Genomic DNA, 20,922 nt, shown 5'->3' on the forward strand with positions numbered 1-20,922 from the left:
TCGCGGGTCCGCCCGTTCCCCGAGCGGAGACACCGATGAGCACGAACTCCACCTACGTTCCGGAAGGCTATGACGCGGTCACCCTCGAAGTGATCCGGATGCGCCTGGACTCGATCGTCGAGGAGATGGGCAGCGCGATGATCCGGTCCTCCGGGTCACCGGTGATCACCGAGTCCGGCGACTTCAACACGGCGCTGTTCGACCCCGTGGGGAAGATCTACTCCTACTCGGACTTCGTCCAGTTCCACATCGGCTCCGGAAGCGTCGCGGTGCAGAACCTCGTCGCGGAGATCGAGGGCGAACCGCTGCACCCCGGGGACGCGTTCATCTGCAACGACCCGCACACCGCCGGCTCGGCGCACCCGCCGGACACCAACGTCATCTCGCCGGTCTTCCACGGCGACGAACTCCTCGGCTGGGCCCAGTCGCAGGCACATCTCGTGGACGTCGGCGGCATGACGCCGGGAGGCTTCGCCCCGGGCGCGTACGACTGCTTCAGCGAGGCGCTGCGGCTGCCCCCGGGCGTGAAGGTCTTCGAGCGGGGCCGGCCCGTGGAGTGGGTGCGGCGCGTCCTGCTGAACAACGTCCGAGTCCCCACGCTGTTCTGGAACGACGTGCGCAGCCTGGTGGCGAGCAACAACACGGGCATCCGCCGGCTGTGCGCCACCGTCGAGGAGTTCGGCCTCGACGCCTTCCGCGACTACACGAGGGTCAACTTCGAGATCGCGGAACGCGTGGTCCGCGAGCGGATCGCCCTCCTCGCCGACGGCGTCTACGAGGCGGACGAGTGGACGGAGCACAACGGGCACGTCAACGAGCTGTACCGCGTGCACTGCACGATGACGAAGGCCGGCGAGCAGATCACGCTGGACTTCACCGGGTCCAGCCCGCAGACCGACGGCTTCGTGAACCTCAGCTACGGCACGCTCGTGGGCAGCGTGGCCAGCGCGCTGGTGCCCATTCTGGCGTGGGACGTGCCGTTCAACGAGGGCGTGATGGCGGCCTGCGACGTGATCGCCGAGAGCGGCTCCCTCGTCAACCCCGTACCGCCCGCGCCCATCAGCAACGGGCATCTCACCACCGGCGCCCGGGTCAGCCGGCTGGTGACCAAGCTGCTCAACGAGGCGGCGCGTGCCAGCCGCGACGCGGTCATCCGCGCACGCTCGCAGGGCGTGTGGGCCGACTCCTGGACCGGGGGCATCTCCGCGGGCACCCGCGACGACGGCGAGTACTTCGTGCTGTTCAACATGGACGGCGGCGGCATGGGCACCGGCGCGCAGCCCGTCGCCGACGGCCTGGACTGCGGCGGCATGATGACCCAGGTCAACAACGCCCTGCCGGACGTCGAGATGAACGAGATGCTCTACCCGGTGCTCTATCTGTGGAAGCGGCTGAACACCGCCAGCGCGGGCCACGGCGCCCATCGCGGCGGCCAGGGCCACGAGTTCGCATGGCGGCTCTACGGCGCCCCGGAGGTCACCCAGACCGTCTTCGCGCCGACCGCGCAGGTGGTCGCCGACGGCTTCGGCGGCGGTTACCCCGGCGGCGGCAGCGGGCACGCCGTATGGCGCGGCACCGACGCCGCCGAACTGTTCGCCCGCGGGACCGTGCCGACCGACGCCACGCTGACGGCGGCCCGACGGGAGCTGCTGGAGATCAACCAGCAGGATGTGACGGTCGGTTCGGACGACGTGTTCGTGCAGTGGGTCGCCGGAGGCGGCGGCTACGGGGACCCGCTGCTGCGCGATCCGGAACTGGTCGCACGGGACGTGGCCGACGGCTACGTCACCGCGGAGGTCGCCGCGCACGTCTACGGAGTGGTGCTGAACGGCGACGGCGACGGGGCCGGCGGTGCCGACGCGGAGGCGACGCTGCGCCGGCGTACGGAGATACGCGCGGAACGCCTCGGCGGACCGCCGCCCGCACACCCCGTAGCACCGGACGCCGCCCCGGACAGCTCCGCACCCCGCCGCGACGGCGACGGCTGGTACTGCCCGGCGAGCGGCGCCCGGCTGAGCACCGGCGAGGACTGGCGGGCGGACGTACTCACCCGTACCGGCGCCGCCGCGGAGCGCCTCGCCGGCCTCGGCGTCCGGGTACGGCCACGGGAGAGCGAACCGGCCGTCCTCCTGGAGGAGTTGATCAGCCCGGCCTGCGGCACCCTGCTGGAGACCCGCATCCGGGTCGCACCGCGCGGAGGGGAGGACGCCACGCCATGACCGCACTCCCCGAGTCCGCACCCGACGAAGGCGCCCCGCGGGGCCCGCTCGCCGGAGTGGTCGTCCTCGACATCACACGCGTCGTGGCGGGACCGTTCTGCTCGATGATCCTGGCCGACCTGGGCGCGACCGTCGTCAAGGTCGAGCGGCCCTCGGAGCCCGACTACGCACGGGACTTCCCGCCGTTCCTGGAGGCGTCCGACGGCGAGCGGTTCAGCGCCTTCTTCGCCCAGTACAACCGCAACAAGCTCGGACTCACCCTCGATCTGGCCGCGCCCGAGGGGAAGGACGTGCTCAAGCGGCTCGCCGCGCGTGCGGACGTGCTCGTGGAGAACTTCCGACCGGGCACGATGGACAGACTCGGCCTGGGGCACGCGGAGTTGCGCAAGGCCAACCCGCGGCTCGTCTACACGGCGATCTCCGGCTTCGGGCAGACCGGGCCCTACCGGCGGCGTCCCGCGTTCGACAACAGCGCGCAGGCCGCGGGCGGACTGTGGTCGATGAACGGCTACCCGGACCGGCCGCCGGCGCGGGTCGGCACGATCATCGGCGATCTGGCCGCCACCATGTACGCGGTGATCGGGACCCTGGCCGCGCTCCGGCACGCCGAACACACCGGCGAGGGCCAGCTCGTCGACGTCGCCCAGCAGGACTCCGTGCTGTCCCTCACCGAGAACGCCGTCGTCTCCTACACCGTGGACGGAAAGACGGCCGGACCGCTCGGCAACGCCCACCCCTTCGTGCGGCCCTACGAGCTGTATCCCTGCAAGGACGGCTATGTCTTCTTCGGCGGCTACACCGACAAGTTCTGGCGCCTGACCTGCGCCCTGTTCGGCGAGCCCGGCCTCGCCGACGACCCCGAGACCGACACGATGGCCAAGCGCTTCGACCCGGACGTCTACGAACGCCGCGTCCGGCCGCTGCTGCACCGGTGGATGGCCGACCGTACGCGGGCCGAACTGGAGGAACTGGCCGGCGACACGATCCCGTTGACCGCGATCAAGGACATCGGCGAGGTCGTGAGCGACCCGCACATCAAGGAGCGCGACATGATCGTCGACGTCGAGTACCCGGACTTCGGCCGGCTGGAGATGTTCGGGCAGCCGATACACCTCGACGTCACGCCCGCACGGCCGCGGGGCCTCGCGCCACGGGCCGGCGAGCACACCGACGTGCTGCTGCGGGGTCTGGCCGGACTGTCCGACGACGAGATCACCGCCCTGCGCGCGTCCGGAGTGGTGTGAATGAGCGGCATCACCCTGGAACACGAAGGGCCCGTGGCCGTCGTACGGTTCGACCGTCCCGACAAGCTCAACGCCCTGACGCTCGCCATGTACGACGAGTTGGCGGCGGCCTTCGCCGAGGTCCGCGACGACGACGCGATCGCCGCGGCCGTGCTCACCGGCAGCGGCGACCGCGCCTTCTGCGTGGGAGCGGATCTTCAGGAGTCCATCCCGGCCCTGGCGGAGGGGCGGTTCGACATCTCCCGCTGGGACGGCGCCCACCAGAAGCACACCGACCTCTTCAAGCCCGTGATCAGCGCCGTCAACGGCCTCTGTCTAGGCGGGGGTTTCGAGATCATGCTCTCCACGGATCTGCGGATCGCCGCCGAGCAGGCCGAGTTCCAGCTTCCCGAGCCGGGCGTCGGACTCGTACCGGCGGGTGGCACGCTCGTCCGGCTGACCCGTCAGATCCCGTACGCGTGGGCGATGCGGCTGATGCTGCTCGCCGAACGCCTCACCGCTCAGGAGGCCCTGGAATACGGCCTGTTGAACGCGGTGGTGCCCGCGGAGGACGTGCTGCCCACGGCGGTGGAGTGGGGCGGACGCCTCGCGGCGCTGAGCGGGACGGCCGTCGCCACCGTCAAGGAGGCCGTGCTGCGGCTGGGCGGTCTGCCGCCGGAGGAGGCGTTCCACAGCGAAGCCCTGTACGGGCAGCGGGCGTTCGCCTCACCCGACGCCCGCGAGGGTCTGGCGGCCTTCGCCGTGCGCCGCCGTCCGGACTTCCCCTCGCGCCGCACCGCGACGGACGAGACCGGGCACTGAGGCTGGATCCGAGATGAGGAGCGCCATGGACGCCCTGCCCGCCGTCGTACCCGAGCGCGGTCTGCCCTTCTCGGTCACGGTCTACGAAGTCGGGCCCAGGGACGGCCTCCAGGCCGAGCAGGGGATCCTCGACGCCGCGACCAAGGCCGCGCTGATCGGGCGGCTGGGTGCCGCGGGACTCACCGTGATCGAGGCCACCGCTTTCGTCTCCCCGAAGTGGATCCCCCAACTCGCGGACGCCGCCGAGGTGTTCGCGCGGCTCGACCCGGCCGCCGGCATCCGCTACCCGGTGCTGGTGCCCAATCTGCGCGGACTGGAACGGGCCGTGGCCGCCGGAGCCCGGGAGATCGCCGTGTTCGCCAGCGCCACCGAGACGTTCGCCCGCAACAACCTCAACCGCGGCGCGCGGGACGTGCTCGCTCAACTCGCGCCCGTGCTCGCCGAAGCGGGCAGGACGGGCGTCGCCGTACGCGGCTATGTCTCCATGTGCTTCGGCGACCCCTGGGAGGGCGAGGTGCCCTTCGCCCGCGTCGTCGAGACCGTGACCTGGCTGCTGGACCACGGCTGCGGCCGCGTCTCACTCGGCGACACCATCGGGACCGGCACTCCGGGCCATGTCCGGGGGCTGATCGACGCCCTGGGCGCGGCGGGCGTGGAACCCTCGTCGCTGGCCGGGCACTTCCACGACACCTACGGACAGGCGCTCGCCAATGTGCACGCGGCGCTTCAGGCGGGCGTCGCGGAGTTCGACAGCTCGGTGGGCGGGCTGGGCGGCTGCCCGTACGCCGCGTCGGCCACCGGCAACCTCGCCACCGAGGACCTGGTGTGGATGCTCCACGGACTCGGCTACGACACCGGAGTCGACCTGACCGCCCTCGTCCGTACGAGCACATGGATCTCGGACCGGCTGCGCCGCCCCAACGCCTCCAGGGCCGCGACGGCCCTCAGCCGCCGCGCCGGTGCCGGGGCGAACTGACCCCGTACGCAGGGCACTTGGCCCTCTGGCGGTGGTACGTCGGCGGACGGCACCCCGCCCGTGACGCCTACAGCCGGATCGACTTCTTGTTCATGAACTCCTCGATGCCGAGCGCGCCGAGTTCGCGGCCCATGCCGGAGCGCTTGATGCCGCCGAACGGCAGATCCGCCACGGAGCCACCGGACTTGTTGAGGTAGACCATGCCCGCCTCGATCCGGTCGGCGACCCTGCGGTTGCGCGCGGGGTCGGTCCCGAAGACGGCGGCGCCCAGGCCGAAGGGCGAGTCGTTGGCGATCTCGATCGCCTCCTCCTCGGTCTCCGCCCGGAAGACCAGCACGACGGGGCCGAAGATCTCCTCGTAGTAGGCGTCCATCTCCGGTGTGACATCGGTCAGTACGGTCGCTTCGAGGTAGGCGCCGGGACCGTTCCGGTTGCCGCCGGTGCGCAGCGTCGCGCCCTGGTCGACGGCCGTCCGTACCTGGGCGGCCACCTCGTCGGCGGCGGCGACGGAGGCGAGCGGGGGCAGCTTGGTCGCGGGATCCGCCGGGTCGCCCGGCTGGTAGTAGTCGGCGACGCGCTTGGTGATCCCCTCGACGAAGTCCTCGTAGATGTCGCCCATCACGATCATCCGCTTCGGGGCGTTGCAGGACTGTCCGCAGTTGCGCATCCGGGCGGTGGCCGTGGCCTTCACGGTCTCGTCCATGTCGTCGGTGTCCAGCACGATCAGCGGGTCGGAGCCGCCCAGTTCGAGGACGGCGCGCTTGAGGTTGCGTCCCGCCTCGGCCGCCACGGAGATGCCCGCCTGCTCGCTGCCGGTCAGCGACACCCCCTTGATGCGCGGGTCCGCGAGCATCCACGGGACCTGCCTGCTGGAGGCGAAGACGTTGACGTACGCGTCCTCGGGCACCCCGGCCTCGTGCAGGATCCGCTCGATGGCCAGTGCCGACCGGGGACAGATGGAGGCGTGCTTGAGCAGGATCGTGTTGCCGAGCACGAGGTTGGGCGCCACGAACCGGGCGACCTGGTAGCAGGGGAAGTTCCACGGCATGATGCCGAGCAGCGCCCCGATGGGCTCCTTGGCGACGGCCGCCTCGCCGGTCTTGAGGGTCAGCGGTTCGTCCGCCAGCAACTCCGGGCCGTGGGTGCCGTAGTACTCGAAGATGTCGCGGACGATGCCGACCTCTCCGCGCCCCTCGTTGATCCGCTTGCCCATCTCCAGCGTCATGATCGCGGCGAGTTCGTCGGCACGCTCGGCGAACAGCTCCGCGGCCCGCAGGGCGATGGCGGCGCGTTCGGCGACCGGCCGGCGCCGCCAGGAGGTGTAGGCGCGGTCCACGCGCCCGACCGCCGCGAGGACGTCGTCGTCGGTCGCGTTCGGGATCTCCTCGATCAGTTCTCCGGTGGCCGGGTCGGTCACTGAGTACATGGGGACGAACCTCCGAATTCCCAGGCGGAGAGAGGGGTGCGCCATCTCACCGTCGCGGGGATGCGGGGCGGCCGTCAAAGGGAGGTCTTCTATGCACGGATAGTGATCAACTATGAGCGCAGGTGGCGCCGTTGAGCCGTACGCGCTTCGTGTGCGGGCGGCCGGGGACGTCCGCCGTGACGGCGGTACCGGCCGTGCTCCTCGGTGCCTCCCCCGGTGCGTTGCCCGTAGCCTGCCCGTTGCCCGCCCGTACGAGGAGGACCAGTGACCGCCGACAGCGAGACCGGCCCCGACGCCGCCGATGACGACCGCCGCGAGCGCTATGCGACCGCGCTGTACGCCACGTTGGGATTCAGCGCCGAACGCCACCCCTGGGCGTCCCTGAGCCCGGCCCGGCGGGAGGTCTGGTACACGCGGGCCGACGCCGTCATCGCCGTGGCCGACGAGGAGATCGCGGAGGCGTTGCGTACGTCGCGATGAGTCGCGATGAACTGCCGCGTCACGCACGTGCCGTCATGCCGTACGCCGCACCGGACATGACGCCCGCTCAGCGCTCGCGGTGCCCGCCCGGCGCCCCGGTCGAGCCCCGGACGGTCAGCGTCACGGGCAGCAGGACCGTACGCGGCATATGCTCCTGCTGTCCCAGGGCGGCCATGAGCATCTGCGCCCCTTCCCGGCCGATCTCGTACTGCGGGACGGCGACGGTGGTCAGCGGCGGAGCGAGCCGGTTCACGAAGGGCATGTCGTTGAACCCGGCGATGCTCATGTCGTCCGGACAGGACAGGCCGCGCTCGGCCATGACGTCGTAACAGCCCATCGCCACAAGGTCGGTGGCGGCGACGACGGCCGTGAACGGCGTTCCGCCGTCGAGCGCCTCGGCGAACCGGGCGGCGCCCTCCGCCGCCGTCCAGGACGCGCACTCCACGACGAGCTGGGCGTCGTCGTCCAGCCCCTCGGCCCGTACGGCGGAGTGGAATCCGCGGAGGCGGGCGACGGCGGTCGAGGTGTTGCGCGGTCCCGCGAGGCACAGCAGCCGGCGGTGCCCGAGGGTCGCCAGGTGGTGGATGAGCAGGGACATCCCGGTGTCGTCGTCGGCGGTCACCGAGTCCAGTCCGCTGTCCGCCGCCCGCCGGTTGATCAGCGCGATCCGGGTGCCGCGGGCGGCCAGTTCGTCGAAGGTCGTATCGCCGAGGCGGGCCGTGCCGACGATGAGTCCGTCGACCTGGCGGGCCAGCAGCGCGGAGATATGGGTGGCTTCGCGTTCCGGGTCGTCGTCGGTGCTGACTATGAGCGGGCTGTAGCCGTACTCGTCGAGGACGGACTCGATGCCGCGCACCATCGGCGGGAACAGCGGGTTGGTGAGGTCGGGGATGACCACGCCGACCGTGTGCGACTTCGAGGTCCGCAGGCTCCGGGCGATCGGATTCGGGGTGTAGCCCAGCTCCCGTACCGCCTTGTCGATGCGGCGTACCGTCTCGGGGCTGACCCGGTCCCGCGTCGCGGGGTTGAGCGCGCGGGAGACCGTGCCCGAATGGACACCGGCGGCGCGTGCCACGTCGCGCAGTGTCAGGTTCGCCATGCCGCGTCCTCTCGTGAACGTCCTGAACGGCGTGAACGCCGAATCCTCCGGCGGAGAATCCCCCGACGGCCCGTGCAGTCGATTGCCCGTCCTTCCTATCACGGTGCGCACTTCCTTACCGGCGAACCCCTTGACTTGACGTATGCCGAGGCATAGCTTGCGCTGCAATCGTTTGCATCACTCTGCGGGAGGCCGGAAGCACGATGGAATTGATCACCGCAGGCGCAGATCCCGACGAGATGCCCTTCACCCCCGCGATCGTGACCCGCGGAGGAACGCACGTCTGGCTGTCGGGAGCCACCGCATATCCCCTGGTGCACAAGCACCCCCACGACCCCGAAGAGCTGGCCGTCCCCGAGGGGATCGCCGAGCAGACCCGCGCCTGTCTGGAGAACCTGCGCGTCGCGCTCGACGCGGCCGGCGGCGCCGTCGAGGACATCGTCGAGGTGACGATCTACAACACCGACCTCGACGCCCAGGACGAGGTCAACGAGGTCTACACGGAGTTTTTCGGCGGCCATCGGCCGTGCCGGACGCACATCGGCGTGGACCGTCTCGTCGGTCCCGGACTGAAGATCGAGATGAGTGCCCATGCTGTCCTCGGGTGAGGAACGGCCGCAGGCCGAAGAGAGACCACAGCCGGCCGCCGGCGTACCGGCGGAGAACGCCGCCCGCGCACGCGCCCGCCTGGGCGTCGCGATGTTCGGGGTGCTGCTGGCCGCCTACGCCGTGAACGCGATGGACCGCATGGTCTTCCCCGTGCTGCTCCCGGACGTACGCGCCGAGTACGGCTTCGGCCTGGGCGCAGCCGGTCTCCAGTCGACGATGTTCGCCCTCGGGATGGGCGTCACGGGAATCCCCGCCGGACTGCTCGTGGCGCGGATGCGGCGCCGGGACGTGGTGGTCCTGGGCACCGTGCTCTTCTCGGCGGCGACCCTGCTCACGGTGGTCTCGGCCGGGTTCGCCGACATGCTGGTCTGGCGGCTGCTGTCGGGTGTGGGCGAGGCCCTGCAACTGACCGCGATCATCGCGATCGCCGCCAGCGCCTTCGCGCGGCACCGCGGAGCGGCCGTCGGCAGCGTCAACATGGCCTTCGCCGCGGGGTCGGTGATCGGGCCGGCGCTCGGCGGCTATCTGCTCTCCCAGTACGGGACGTGGCGTGCCCCCATGGTCGCGTTCGGGGTCCTGGGACTCGTGCTCGCGGTCGTCGTGGTGGTCGCCGTACGCCGCTGGTTCACCGAGGCGGCGTCCCCGGTCGGGGAGCAGGTGACCCAAGTGGGCGGCGCCAGCCGTCTGTTGAGCAGGAACCCGATGGTGCTGGCCGCCGTCACCGTCCTGTTCGGCCTGGCCGACTTCGGCTTCATCGGCATGTACGCCAGCTATCTGCGCGAGCAGCTCGGCTACAGCTCGGGGCAGGCCGGCCTGGTCGTGGGACTGTCCGGACTGGCCGCGTTCGCCTCCATCGTGGGCGGGCACCTGGTGGACCGCATCAATCCGCGGACCGCCGTCGCGGGCTTCCAGATCCTGGGAGCGCTGGCGGCCGTCGCGCTGTTCGTCGGCTCGGACGCCCTGTGGTGGCAGAGCGTCTGGTCGTTCCTCTTCGGTCTGTTCGCGAGCGCGGGCAGCTACGTCGCGCTGGCCGGCTGTCTGGTGAAGTCCGTGGATCTGCGCAACGCCGGGCGCGCGGCCGGGCTGTTCGTCACCGCCATCTACGTCCCGGCGGGATTCGCCGGCTATCTCTTCAGCCTGCTGGCCACCCTCTCCAACTGGCAGGCCGCGGGCCTGATCCAGCTCGGTGCGCTCTCGCTGATCGGTGCCGCGCTCACCCTGCTGTTGCGGCCGCAGGACTTCAGCCGTCCCGTGCCGCCGTCCGCCCCCGTCACCGAGCATCTGGAGACCGGATCATGACTCCGCCCGCCGACTCCGGCCCCGTCACCAGCACCGTCACCGACACCGGCCCCGTTCCCGGTCCTGTGCCCGTCGCGTCCGCCGCGGGCGGTCGCCGCGGCCCGGCCGGACATCCGGTGCGCCGCATCTACTGCGTCGGCCGCAACTACGTCGAGCACATCCGCGAGATGAAGGAGGGGGACGAGCGGGACGCGCCCTTCTTCTTCCAGAAGCCGACGGACGCCGTCGTGCCCGACGGCGGCACGGTCCGCTATCCCGCGGCCACCGAGGACTTCCAGTACGAGGGCGAACTGGTCGCGGCCGTAGGGGTGTCCGGCGAGAACATCCCGGTGGACTCCGCCCTCGCCCATGTCTCGGGGTTCGCCGCCGGCCTTGACCTCACCCGGCGCGACAGACAACGCGAGGCGGCGTCCTCGGGACGGCCCTGGGAGGCGGGCAAGTCCTTCGACCAGTCCGCGCCGCTGGGGACCGTCACGCCCGTCGCCGAGGTGCCCGGCTCGCTGCTGGCGGACGGTGAGTTGTCCGTGTGGGTCAACGGCGAGCTGCGGCAGCGGTGCCGGTTCACACAGATGATCTGGAACGTGCCCGAGATCGTCGCCAACCTCTCCACGCAGTACCGGCTCGAACCGGGCGACCTGATCTACACCGGAACTCCCGCCGGAGTCGGCTCACTTGAGCCCGGCGACACCGTGCGGGTGCACATCACCGGCCTCGACGACCTGACCGTCTCCGTAGTGTGAGGAGTCTCCATGCTGCCCACCGAACGCATCGACTTCAGCTCCATCGCACACCGGCCGCCGATGCGGCTGCCCGGCGGTGCCCGTCTCGCGGTGTGGATCATCGTCAACGTCGAGGAGTGGTCGGCCACCGAGCCCATGCCGCGCACGGTGCTGACCCCGCCCGCCGGCGGACAGCCCGTCCCCGACATCCCCAACTGGGCCTGGCACGAGTACGGGAACCGGGTCGGGTTCTGGCGGCTGCTGGAGGCGATCGACGCCGCGGACGTGCCCGCGTGCCTGGCCGTCAACGGCGGTGCGATCACGGCATATCCGGAGATCACCGAGGCCGCGGTCGCCCGCGACTGGGAGCCGATCGGCCACGGCTTCACCCAGAAGAACATGCAGAAGATCGCCGACGAGGCTCTCGACATCGACCGTACGACCAAGGCCGTCGACGACGCCTGGGGCCGGCGCCCGCTCGGCTGGCTGGGCCCCGGCCTCACCGAGACCTGGCAGACCCCGGAGCTGCTCGTACAGGCCGGCTACCGCTACGTCTGCGACTGGGTGCTCGACGACCAGCCGGTCCGACTGCGCACGGAGCACGGCCCGATCACCAACATCCCTTACACACAGGAGTGCAACGACGTCGCCATGATGCTCATCCAGCACCATCCGGCGCGTGAGTACTACCAGCGGGCGGTCGACCAGTTCGAGCAGCTCTACGCCGACGGCGCCGGGTCCGCCCGTGTGATGGCCCTGGTCGTGCACCCGTACATCATGGGCGTCCCCCACCGGGCCCGGTACTTCGCCGAGGCGCTTCAGCACATGCGCGCACGGGAGGACGTCGTCTTCTGGACGGGCGGACAGATCCTGGAGTGGTACGCGGCGGGCGGAACGGAGGCTCCCGGGGCGGACTGAGAAACGGCGGCCGAGCACCGGACGGCGAACCGGCCGTTCCGGAGGGCCTGTTGGCGGCCGGGCGGCCCGTACGTACGGGGATGTACGGGCCGCCACGGCTGCGGGGCCCGCTCGGCCCTCACCGCTTGGGGAGTGCCGGGGCACGGCTGAGCGCCGCCGGGTCGTGGAAGGCGAACCCGGCGCCCTCCTCCCGGTACAACTCGGCGTAACGGCCGACCTTTTCGGCGTCCAGCCGCACACCGAGCCCGGGTTCCGGGGGGACCTCGAGGCAGCCGTCCGTGTAGTTCTCCAGCGGCCCGGCGAAGCGCCCCTCGACGATGTCGTCGGTCAGCAGCGCGCCGTAACCCTGGTTCGCGCAGCGGAAGTTGGGGGTGGAGGCGATGACGTGCACCGCCGCCGCGACGGCGACTCCCAGCTCGCCGAGCGAGTGCTTGACCACCGGCACCCCGGCGGCTGCGCACAGCCCCGCCGAGCGCTTGAGGTTGAGCAGACCGCCGTCCATCTGCTGGTCGGCGGAGACGACGTCGGCGGCGCCCTCGCGCAGCACCGCGAACTGGTCGGAGCGCGTCCAGGACGCCTCGTTGGCCAGCAGCGGGGTGCCGATGCGGGAGCGCACGTACGCCATCTCCGGCAGATTGCGGCCCGAGACCGGCTGCTCGACCAGCTCCAGTCCGAACTCCTCCATCGCCGCGACGGCCTGTACCGCCGCGCCCGCCGACCAGGCTTCGTTGGCGTCGACGCGGATGCCCATCTTCCGGCCGGCTCCCTCGCGCAGCGCCGCGAGCCGTTCCAGATCGGTGTCCAGGTCGTCGGAGCCGACCTTCAGATAGCAGGTGCGCGCACCGGCGCGGGCGGCACGCGCGCCCTCCGCGCGCACCTCGTCGGGGCCGGCTGCGGCGACGTAGTGGAAGAACTCGACGCGGTCGCGGAACCGCCCGCCGAGCAGATTCACCACCGGCGTTCCGCAGGACTTGCCCAGCAGGTCCCAGCAGGCCGTCTCCAGCGCGGCGGCCGCCGGGCTGGAGCAGCCGGTGTGGTGGTAGGTGCCGACGACGTCGATGCGCTGGACGAGCTGCTCGATACGCAGCGGGTCCGATCCGACGACCAGGGGTTCCATGGCGCGCAGGGCACCGAGGACGGCGTCGGCCGACGGGTAGGCCGCCGCCTCGCCGAGCCCGGTCAGCCCCTCGTCGGTGTCGACCTCGACGAGCAGCGCGACGAGCCCGCGGCGGCGCCCGAACGCCCAGGTCTCGTCCGTACGGTAGGGAACGGCGACGGGCGTGGCGCGTACACGTGTGATGCGCAAGACGGCCTCCTCTTCGATGACTTGGCGGAGTGGCGGTGGGGCGGTTGTGCGGCGGGGCGGTTCGGTGCGTCGGCACGTCGACATGTCGGTGCGTCGCCACGTCGATGCACCGACCGGGGCGGAGGGACCGGGCGCGGTGCTGAACTGCGCGGCCACGACCGGCGTTTGGTGCTCCGTCGTACGGAAGTGCCGTCAGCCTTACGGGAGTTCGTACGCGGCCTCGCCGCTGACCGGCGGGCACGGGGACGCGTCCGGTGCGCGGGTGAGCAGTTCGCATCCGTTCGCGCCGACGAGCGCGGTGTCCGACACGACGTATCCGGTGGGCAGTTCGACCCACGACATGAGGTGGAAGACCATCCCGGGCCGTACGCGGGTGCCGCCTCCGGCGCGGATCCCCAGCACCGGTCCGCCGCCCACCCAGCTCGGCGGGAATCCGGCGCCGGTGAGATAGCCGCAGTGGTGACGGCGCGGCCGACGCCCGGTGACCTCCGCGACGGCGCCCGCCCATGCCGCGAACACCTCGCCGGTCCGCGCACCGGGAACGAGCGCCTCACGCGCGGCCGCGAGCCCGGCGTACGCGCCCTCGGCCGCCTCCCGCGCTCCCGGCGGCGGCTCGGCGCAGTAGAGCGTGCGGCTCATCGGCGCGTGGTATCGCCGTACGCAGCCGGAGAGTTCGACGAACAGCCCCTCCCCCGTAACGATCCGGTGGTCGCCCCACGTGACGTGTTCCTGTCCCAGCCTGCGGGTGGAGCGGATGAGCGGTACGAAGCCGGGCTGTGCTCCTCCGGCCTCGGTCATCGCGCGCTGGGCCTGTGCGGCGACGGTGCGTTCGCTGACCCCGACGTCCGCGGCGGCCAGCGCGGCCCGCATCGCGACGCCCGAGATCGCGGCTGCCCGCCGTACAAGAGCCGTCTCCGCGGGCGACTTGACCCTGCGCAGCCGCGCGGGGAGCGCCGAGCAGTCCGCCCACTCCAGTTCGGGACGGAGGCTGCGGATCCGGGCGAGCACGGCGGGCGGGAAGGCCATCGACTGCTCTTCCACGCCGACCGTTCCCCCGTCGGGGCAGGCGCGCCGCAGCTCGCGGGCCACGACGCGCGCCGGGTCGCGCCCGTCCCCGTACGGCGCATGGCGTGCGTGCGGCACCTGCTCGCGCAGCGTGTGCCGCTCCATGCTGCGCGCGACGAGGACCGGCGCACCGCTGCGCGGAAGCACGAGCAGCGTGAAGGCGAAGTGCCCGAGGTGGTCGAGTCCCAGCAGATAGTGGATGTTCTCCGGGCTGGTGAGCGCCAGGGCCGTCAGACCGCGGCGGCGCATGGCCCTGCGCAGGGCGGCCGTGCGCTCCGCGTACTCGGCGGCGGGGACCGGGGGCACGGGCGCTTCGGCACCGGTGGCGCCGGGCGGGGAGTCACCGGCCGAACGGGCCAGGAGGTCGGCTGTCATGGCGCCAGTGTGGGCGGCCCGTCCCCCGCACGACCAGCGACGATTTCCGATGCCGGCCGTTAGCGTGACTACATGGTCTACGAGGTGCGGCGGCTGCGGCTGCTGAGGGAACTGGCCTCACACGGCACGATCGCCGCCACGGCCGAGGCGTGCTCCCTGACCCCGTCCGCGGTCTCGCAGCAACTGTCGCTGCTGGAACGGGAGGTGGGCACCGCGCTGCTGGTACGCGAGGGGCGGGGCGTGATCCTCACCGAGGCGGCCCGCGTCCTGGTCGCGTCCACCGAACGTGTACTGGCGGAGCTCGAACGGGCGCGCGCCGACGTCTCCGCGCTCACCAGCACCGTGCGCGGCACGGTGCGGCTCAGCAGCTTCCCCAGCGCCGCCGTCGCGCTGGCCGCACCGGCGATCGCCGCCTGCCGCGCGGCACATCCGGATCTGCGCGTACTGCTGGACGAGCGCGAACCGGAGGAGTCCGTACGCGGTCTGCGCCAGCACGCGTGCGATGTGGCGCTGGTCTACGAGTACAACCTGCTGCCGCGGCTGCCCGACGACGGGGTGCGTCTGCGGACGCTGCTTCGGGAACCGCTGGTGACCGCGCTGCCGCCGGACGAGTCTCCGGCACCGGAGGGCGCACCGCTCGCGCTGGCGGATCTGCGCGAGAAGCCGTGGATCGCGCCGCACAGCGACAACGCCCTGCGGACGGTGCTCGAACGCGCCTGCCAGCAGGCCGGGTTCGAGCCCCGGCTCGACTACACCAGCGACGACTACACCGTCATCCTGTCGCTGGTCGAGGCGGGCCTGGGCGTCTCCCTGATCCCCCGGCTCGTCGCCGGACCGCTCTCCACCGATGTACGGCTGTGCGAGGTCGCCGGTCTGCGGCTGACGCGGACGATATCCGTGGCCGTACGGGCGGGGGCGGCGCGCGACCCGGCGATCGCCGCGGTGACGGCCGCGCTGACCGATGCCGCCGCTCCGCCGGCCCCGTGACGGCGGCCGCGGGGCTCAGGCCCGTACGAGAGGTGTGTCCACCAAGTGCTCGGCCACGAACCAGGCTTGGAGTTCGTTGGTGCGGATCACCTCGGAGACCAGCAGGTCGTTGGTGCCGTCGTCGCCCAGGTCCGCGGTGCGTGCGGCGGCGTCGTGGCAGTCCGTGAGGATCGTCTCGTGCGACTCCAGCAGACGGGAGAGCATCGCCGGTACTTCCTCGGCACCGTTGGGGGGACGCGGAATGGTCGTGATCTCCGCGACATGACGGGGGTCGCCGACGGCGACGCCGCCGAGCGTCTGCACCCGCTCCGCCACGCTGTCCACCAGCTCCACCTGCTCGCCGGCGTGCTTGTCCAGCAGCAGATGCAGTTGGTAGAAGGTCGCTCCGCGCATCAGCCAGTGGTGCTTCTTGTAGTGGCTGTAGAGGATCTGCATGTTGGCCAAAATCCTGTTGAGCCGCTCGCACGAGTACATGCGGGTCTCGTACGAGAGACCCACCGGGAAGTTCCGTACGCTCCCGAACTCCTGGACCTCGACCCCGTGTTGATGCAGCCAGGGCTGACTTCCGTTGGACGAGCTTCCGTTGGACGAGAACGATGAGTGCTTCTTCGCGGTTCTCACGATGTCCTACCTCCGACGCCGTAGCGGTACGGCCGGCAGGCAGAGGCTGTGTCTCCGCCCGTGACCCGATGCCTCGGACCCTATGAGCGAGGACCGTGCTCCGCATGTCCAGTCCCCCCGGGGTCTCCCGGACCCGGCGGGGGCGAGCGGTCCACGTCCTCGGCGTACGCGGCGACGGGGCGCCCGCGGGGCACACGCACACCTCGTCCATTCGGCCTCGCGGAACACCGCCCCCGCGCTCGCGGCCATACGTGTGCGACGCCGGGCACGACGCCGCACCGGTCACGCCCGGTGAGGGGCGAGGCGGCGGGCGGGGCGCGGCGGGGCCGCGAGAGCGCATACTCGGCACCTTGCATGTGCCAGGCGAGTGCGAGTGGCCACACCGTAGGTGCAAGGCGAAATGATCGGTGTTCCTCTTGTCTGATCCTCCAACCAGGGTGCCGGAAAAGGTCGTCGTTTCTGTGGTGTGAGCCACTCGTCCTGGCCATGACCAGCTTGCTTGACTGACTGTCATGGACCAGAACACGGTGCTGGAGATACGTGACGCCAGGCATCCCTCGCCCTGGCGGCCTGGCGACGCCTGGCTGGGCGGCGGCACGTACCTGTTCTCCGAACCGCAGCCGCACCTGCGGCGGTTGGTGGATCTGAGCCGGACCGGCTGGACTCCGGTGCGGCTCCTCGCCGACGGCTCGACGGAGATCGCCGCCACCTGTACCGTCGCTCAGCTCTCGCGCTTCGCGAAGGGGCTCACGGCCGCGGCGGCGCCCCTGTTCGAGCAGTGCTGCCGGGCGTTCCTCGCCTCGTTCAAGATCTGGAACATGGCCACGGTCGGCGGGAATCTCTGCAACGCCCTCCCCGCGGGGCCGATGATCTCGCTCACGGCGTCCCTGGACGGCGAGTGCCTGCTGCTGGCCCAGGACGGCGCACGCCGCCGGGTACGCGTCGCGGACTTCGTGACCGGCGCGGGCCGAAAGGTGCTGGCCGAGGGAGAGTTGCTGCGCTCCGTCACACTGCCGTCCGGCGCGCTCGCCCGTCGTACGGCGTTCCGGCAGGCGTCCCTGTACGGGCTGGGCCGCTCGGGGGCGCTGGTCATCGGAACACGGGACCCGGTCGACGGTTCCTTCGCGGTCACCGTCACCGCCGCCACGGTCCGGCCGGTCCGGCTGTGGTTCCCGCTGCCGCCCGCGGCCGGGGCCCTGCGCGCCGCCGTCGACGCGGCCGTCGCCGATGACGAGTGGTACGACGACATCCACGGACTGCCGCAGTGGCGCCGTCACATGACCTTGCGGTTCGCGGAGGAGATCCGGCAGGAACTGGAAGGGACGGCACGATGAGGGTCGACGTCAACGGACGGCCCTTCGAGGAGGAGCCGCGGCCGGGCCAGTGTCTGCGCACCTATCTGCGGGAGCGCGGCTGGTTCGGGGTGAAGAAGGGCTGCGACGCGGGGGACTGCGGCGCGTGCACGGTGCATGTGGACGGCGAACCGGTGCACAGTTGCCTCTATCCCGCCTTCCGCGCCGACGGCCGCTCGGTCACCACCGTCGAGGGCCTGGCCACGCCGGACGGCGAACTCCACCCCGTACAACGGAAGTTCCTGGACGCCCAGGGCTTCCAGTGCGGTTTCTGCACAGCCGGCTTCATGATGACGACCGCGGCGCTCGACGACGGCCAACTCGCGGATCTGCCCCGTGCGTTCAAGGGCAACCTGTGCCGCTGTACGGGCTACCGTGCGATCGAGGACGCGGTGCGCGGCGTCCGTCATGCCGAGGCGCCGGACTCCGGCGAGTCCGTGGGCCGCAACCTCCCCGCGCCCGCGGGGCCGCAGGTCGTGACCGGCACCGCCCGCTACACCTTCGACATCGACGTCCCCGGCCTGCTGCACATGAAGTTGCTGCGCTCCCCGCACGCCCACGCCCGCATCACCGCCGTCGACACCTCCGCCGCTCTCCGCGTTCCGGGCGTGCACGCGGTCCTCACCCACCACGACGCGCCTGAGCGGCACTTCTCCACCGCCCGCCACGAGCGCGCCACGGAGGACCCCGACGACACCCGCGTCCTGGACGACACCGTCCGCTACATCGGACAGCGGGTCGCGGCCGTCGTCGCGGACAGCGAAGCCGCCGCCGAGGAGGGCTGCCGCCGCGTCGAGGTGACCTACGAGGTGCTGCCCGCCGTTCTCGACCCGGAGGAGGCGATGCGGCCGGGGGCGCCCGTCGTCCACGACAAGGACGCGGCCACGGCCCGGATCTCACGCCCGTACGACAACGTCGTCGGTGAGGCGCACGGCGAGATCGGCGACGTCGAGGCGGGATTCGCCGAGGCCGACGAGGTGTACGAGGGCGTCTACCGCACCCAGCGCGTCCAGCACGCCAGTCTGGAGACGCACGGCGCGGTGGCCTGGCTCGAGGACGGCGACCGCCTCCACGTCCGCTCCAGCACCCAGACCCCGTTCCTGACCCGCCGTGCCCTGTGCGCGCTGTACGACCTTCCGCACGACCGGGTACGCGTCGTTGCGGGACGGGTCGGCGGCGGTTTCGGCGGCAAGCAGGAGATGCTCGTCGAGGACGTCGTCGCCCTCGCGGTCCTGCGGCTGCGCCGCCCGGTGAAGCTGGAGTACACGCGCGCGGAGCAGTTCCACGGGGCGACCACCCGGCATCCGTTCACGATCCGGGTGAAGGCCGGCGCCCGCCTCGACGGCAGGCTGACCGCGCTCCAGTTGCGGGTCGTCTCCGACACCGGCGCGTACGGCAACCACGGGCCGGCGGTCATGTTCCACAGCGTCGGCGAGTCCATGGCGGTGTACCGCGCCCCGCACAAGAAGGTCGACGCCTTCTCCGTCTACACCCACACCGTCCCGGCCGGGGCCTTCCGCGGCTACGGACTCGGCCAGGTCATGTTCGCCACCGAGTCGGCCCTGGACGAACTCGCCCGTCGACTCGGCATGGACTCCCTGGAGTTCAAGGCGAGGAACGTCATCGGCCCGGATGAGCCGATGGTCACCGCCGACGGCGAGGAAGAGGATCTGCACATCGCCAGCTACGGCCTCGACCAGTGCCTGGGCATCGTCCGCCGCGCGGAGGCGCAGCCCGCGGACGCGGTGGGCGAACCCGCCCCGGACGGCTGGCTGGTGGGCGAGGGCGCCGCACTGGCGATGATCGCGACCGGTCCGCCCGGCGGTCACATCGCCGACGTCAAGGCCGCCCTGCTGCCCGACGGCACCTTCGATCTGGCCGTCGGCACCGCCGAGTTCGGCAACGGGACGACGACCGTCCACCGGCAGATCGCGGCCGGCGAACTCGGCACCACCGTCGACCGGATCACCGTCCGCCAGTCCGACACCGACATCGTCCGGCACGACACCGGCGCCTTCGCCTCCACCGGCGTCGTGGTCGCGGGCAAGGCCACCCTGCGCGCCTCCCGCGCCCTGGCCGACCTGCTCCTCGACTTCGCCGCCGCCCATCTGCGTACCGACCGCTCCGGCTGCCGGCTCACCGAGGAAGCGGTGCTCCATCCCGGCGGCCGGCTTCCCCTCAAGGAGATGTACGACGCCGCCCGCGCCGTCGGCGTCTCCTTCGCCTCCGACGGGCACTTCGGCGGCACTCCCCGCTCGGTCGCCTTCAACGCGCAGTGGTTCCGGCTCGCCGTCGACCCCGGCACCGGTGAGATCCGGATACTGCGCAGCGTGCACGCCGCCGACGCGGGCACGGTCATGAACCCCATGCAGTGCCGGGGCCAGATCGAGGGCGGCATCGCCCAGGGCCTGGGCGCGACCCTCTTCGAGAACGTACGCATCGATGCGCACGGCGCGGTGGAAACGGCGGCGTTCCGCCGCTACCGGCTCCCCCAGTACGCCGATGTCCCGCGCACCGAGGTCCACTTCATGGAAACGGCGGACGCGATCGGTCCGCTCGGCGCCAAATCGATGAGCGAGAGCCCGTTCAATCCCGTCGCCCCGGCCTTCGCGAACGCGCTGCGGGACGCGACCGGCGTCCGCTTCACCCGGCTCCCCCTGACCCGTGACCGGGTATGGCTGGCCCTCCGCGAAGCGGGCGTGGGCGTGACGGACCGGTCCAGGACGGAGCAGCGCGGGCCGGGCAGCTCCCCGTAGAACCGGAGGCGCTCAATCCCCCGGAGGCGCTCAATCCCACTGGTACGGAAGGTATTTGCCGTCGAGGGTGATCACGACCCGGTCGCCCGCGGGGTCGGGGACGCGCTGCACGTCGAGCCGGAAGTTGATCGCGCTCATGATGCCGTCGCCGCACTGCTCGTGGATCAGCTCCTTGACGGTCGGCCCGTAGACCTGGACGACCTCGTAGAGCCGGTAGATCGTGGGGTCGACGGGGACGGCCGCGTCGAGGGCGCCCCGGGTCGGCTGGAGCTGGAAGGCGAGGGCCGCGTCGTCGCCGAGTTCGAGGAGTGCCGCCGCTGTGGCCGCCTCGTCCTTGCCCATCGGGTGCTGGCCGAGCAGCGCAGCCGTGGTCCAGGCGAGCGGTTTGCCGACGGCTTCGGCCAGTTGCTCCCATGTGACACCCGTCTTCACCTTGGCCTGACGTACGGCTTCGGCGGCTTCCTGCTTGCTCAGCATGTGTGTCTCCCTCGATGGCGGTTGAGGCAGGAGGTCGGCTTGGCAGGGCGTGTTCCGGACGGGGCCGGCCGGTCCCGTCCGGAACACCGCCTGGTCTGCCGGCGGTTGCGCCTTACGTCTCGCTCGCATTGACGGAGTAGGCGTGGGCGCCGGCGTCGGCGAGGCCGGTGCCGTCGGTGATCAGGTACTCCTC

Annotated in this window: 18 protein-coding genes; 12 read left to right on the plus strand and 6 right to left on the minus strand. The window is 71.5% G+C overall.

What is annotated here, in order from left to right; genetic code table 11:
- Positions 1 to 35 precede the first annotated feature (35 nt).
- From AN218_RS16045 to AN218_RS16060, 4 genes are read left to right on the plus strand one after another with little or no spacing between them, the layout of a single operon-like run.
- The gene (locus AN218_RS16045; protein WP_070017566.1) at positions 36 to 2,219 is read left to right on the plus strand and encodes a hydantoinase B/oxoprolinase family protein; all 2,184 of its coding nucleotides are present in this window, start codon (positions 36 to 38) and stop codon (positions 2,217 to 2,219) included.
- Positions 2,216 to 3,463, plus strand: a complete 1,248-nt coding sequence (locus AN218_RS16050) for a CaiB/BaiF CoA transferase family protein (protein ID WP_070017567.1) — start codon at positions 2,216 to 2,218, stop codon at positions 3,461 to 3,463. Before AN218_RS16045 ends, AN218_RS16050 begins: the two co-directional genes overlap by 4 nt.
- Positions 3,464 to 4,264 carry an enoyl-CoA hydratase/isomerase family protein gene (locus AN218_RS16055; RefSeq protein ID WP_070017568.1) on the plus strand — a complete coding sequence of 267 codons (801 nt, stop codon included), beginning with the start codon at positions 3,464 to 3,466 and terminating at the stop codon, positions 4,262 to 4,264. It begins immediately after the preceding gene.
- Between the two features lie 25 nt (positions 4,265 to 4,289).
- Complete coding sequence (locus AN218_RS16060; protein WP_070017569.1) at positions 4,290 to 5,240, plus strand: hydroxymethylglutaryl-CoA lyase; 951 nt, start codon at positions 4,290 to 4,292, stop codon at positions 5,238 to 5,240.
- Between the two features lie 67 nt (positions 5,241 to 5,307).
- Here the strand turns inward: AN218_RS16060 and AN218_RS16065 are convergent, their stop codons facing one another.
- Entirely contained in the window at positions 5,308 to 6,666 is a 1,359-nt protein-coding gene (locus tag AN218_RS16065) for an NAD-dependent succinate-semialdehyde dehydrogenase (protein WP_070017570.1), read from the minus strand.
- 264 nt (positions 6,667 to 6,930) lie between these two features.
- Between AN218_RS16065 and AN218_RS16070 the strand changes: the two genes are divergently transcribed.
- The gene (locus AN218_RS16070) at positions 6,931 to 7,146 is read left to right on the plus strand and encodes a hypothetical protein (protein ID WP_070017571.1); all 216 of its coding nucleotides are present in this window, start codon (positions 6,931 to 6,933) and stop codon (positions 7,144 to 7,146) included.
- A gap of 67 nt (positions 7,147 to 7,213) precedes the next feature.
- Here AN218_RS16070 and AN218_RS16075 read toward each other — a convergent pair whose 3' ends face one another.
- The gene (locus tag AN218_RS16075; RefSeq protein WP_070017572.1) at positions 7,214 to 8,245 is read right to left on the minus strand and encodes a LacI family DNA-binding transcriptional regulator; all 1,032 of its coding nucleotides are present in this window, start codon (positions 8,243 to 8,245) and stop codon (positions 7,214 to 7,216) included.
- Positions 8,246 to 8,448: 203 nt separating this feature from the next.
- Here AN218_RS16075 and AN218_RS16080 point away from each other — a divergent pair, with 203 nt between their 5' ends.
- From AN218_RS16080 to AN218_RS16095, 4 genes are read left to right on the plus strand one after another with little or no spacing between them, the layout of a single operon-like run.
- A complete protein-coding gene (locus AN218_RS16080) occupies positions 8,449 to 8,853 on the plus strand; it encodes a RidA family protein (protein ID WP_070017573.1) in 405 nt (134 codons plus the stop codon).
- Positions 8,837 to 10,153, plus strand: coding sequence for an MFS transporter (locus tag AN218_RS16085; RefSeq protein ID WP_070017574.1), 1,317 nt, complete (start codon positions 8,837 to 8,839; stop codon positions 10,151 to 10,153). The genes AN218_RS16080 and AN218_RS16085 overlap by 17 nt, the downstream gene beginning before the upstream one ends.
- Positions 10,150 to 10,893, plus strand: coding sequence for a fumarylacetoacetate hydrolase family protein (locus tag AN218_RS16090; protein ID WP_079132225.1), 744 nt, complete (start codon positions 10,150 to 10,152; stop codon positions 10,891 to 10,893). The genes AN218_RS16085 and AN218_RS16090 overlap by 4 nt, the downstream gene beginning before the upstream one ends.
- Positions 10,894 to 10,902: 9 nt before the next feature.
- On the plus strand, positions 10,903 to 11,790 hold the full coding sequence (locus AN218_RS16095; RefSeq protein WP_070017575.1) for a polysaccharide deacetylase family protein: 888 nt from the start codon (positions 10,903 to 10,905) through the stop codon (positions 11,788 to 11,790).
- A gap of 118 nt (positions 11,791 to 11,908) precedes the next feature.
- On the opposite strand, the gene AN218_RS16100 is transcribed toward AN218_RS16095, so the two are convergent.
- Both AN218_RS16100 and AN218_RS16105 read right to left on the minus strand, forming a co-directional pair.
- Entirely contained in the window at positions 11,909 to 13,096 is a 1,188-nt protein-coding gene (locus tag AN218_RS16100) for a mandelate racemase/muconate lactonizing enzyme family protein (RefSeq protein WP_070017576.1), read from the minus strand.
- Between the two features lie 198 nt (positions 13,097 to 13,294).
- On the minus strand, positions 13,295 to 14,536 hold the full coding sequence (locus tag AN218_RS16105; protein WP_079132226.1) for a M24 family metallopeptidase: 1,242 nt from the start codon (positions 14,534 to 14,536) through the stop codon (positions 13,295 to 13,297).
- Positions 14,537 to 14,608: 72 nt separating this feature from the next.
- Between AN218_RS16105 and AN218_RS16110 the strand changes: the two genes are divergently transcribed.
- Positions 14,609 to 15,523, plus strand: coding sequence for a LysR family transcriptional regulator (locus AN218_RS16110; RefSeq protein ID WP_070017577.1), 915 nt, complete (start codon positions 14,609 to 14,611; stop codon positions 15,521 to 15,523).
- Positions 15,524 to 15,538: 15 nt separating this feature from the next.
- Here the strand turns inward: AN218_RS16110 and AN218_RS16115 are convergent, their stop codons facing one another.
- Positions 15,539 to 16,144 (minus strand): Dps family protein, encoded by a 606-nt coding sequence (locus tag AN218_RS16115; RefSeq protein WP_070017578.1) that lies wholly within the window; start codon positions 16,142 to 16,144, stop codon positions 15,539 to 15,541.
- Between the two features lie 512 nt (positions 16,145 to 16,656).
- On the opposite strand from AN218_RS16115, the gene AN218_RS16120 reads away from it, so the two are divergent.
- Both AN218_RS16120 and AN218_RS16125 read left to right on the plus strand, forming a co-directional pair.
- Positions 16,657 to 17,478: an FAD binding domain-containing protein gene (locus AN218_RS16120; RefSeq protein WP_070017579.1), complete on the plus strand. Its 822-nt coding sequence runs from the start codon at positions 16,657 to 16,659 to the stop codon at positions 17,476 to 17,478.
- A complete protein-coding gene (locus AN218_RS16125) occupies positions 17,475 to 20,252 on the plus strand; it encodes a molybdopterin-dependent oxidoreductase (protein ID WP_070017580.1) in 2,778 nt (925 codons plus the stop codon). The genes AN218_RS16120 and AN218_RS16125 overlap by 4 nt, the downstream gene beginning before the upstream one ends.
- A 30-nt stretch (positions 20,253 to 20,282) precedes the next feature.
- Here the strand turns inward: AN218_RS16125 and cynS are convergent, their stop codons facing one another.
- The gene (gene cynS, locus AN218_RS16130) at positions 20,283 to 20,729 is read right to left on the minus strand and encodes a cyanase (protein WP_070017581.1); all 447 of its coding nucleotides are present in this window, start codon (positions 20,727 to 20,729) and stop codon (positions 20,283 to 20,285) included.
- Positions 20,730 to 20,922 lie beyond the last annotated feature (193 nt).

Origin of the sequence: Streptomyces nanshensis (genome assembly GCF_001751255.1) — a bacterium.
Lineage (GTDB): Bacteria > Actinomycetota > Actinomycetes > Streptomycetales > Streptomycetaceae > Streptomyces > Streptomyces nanshensis_A.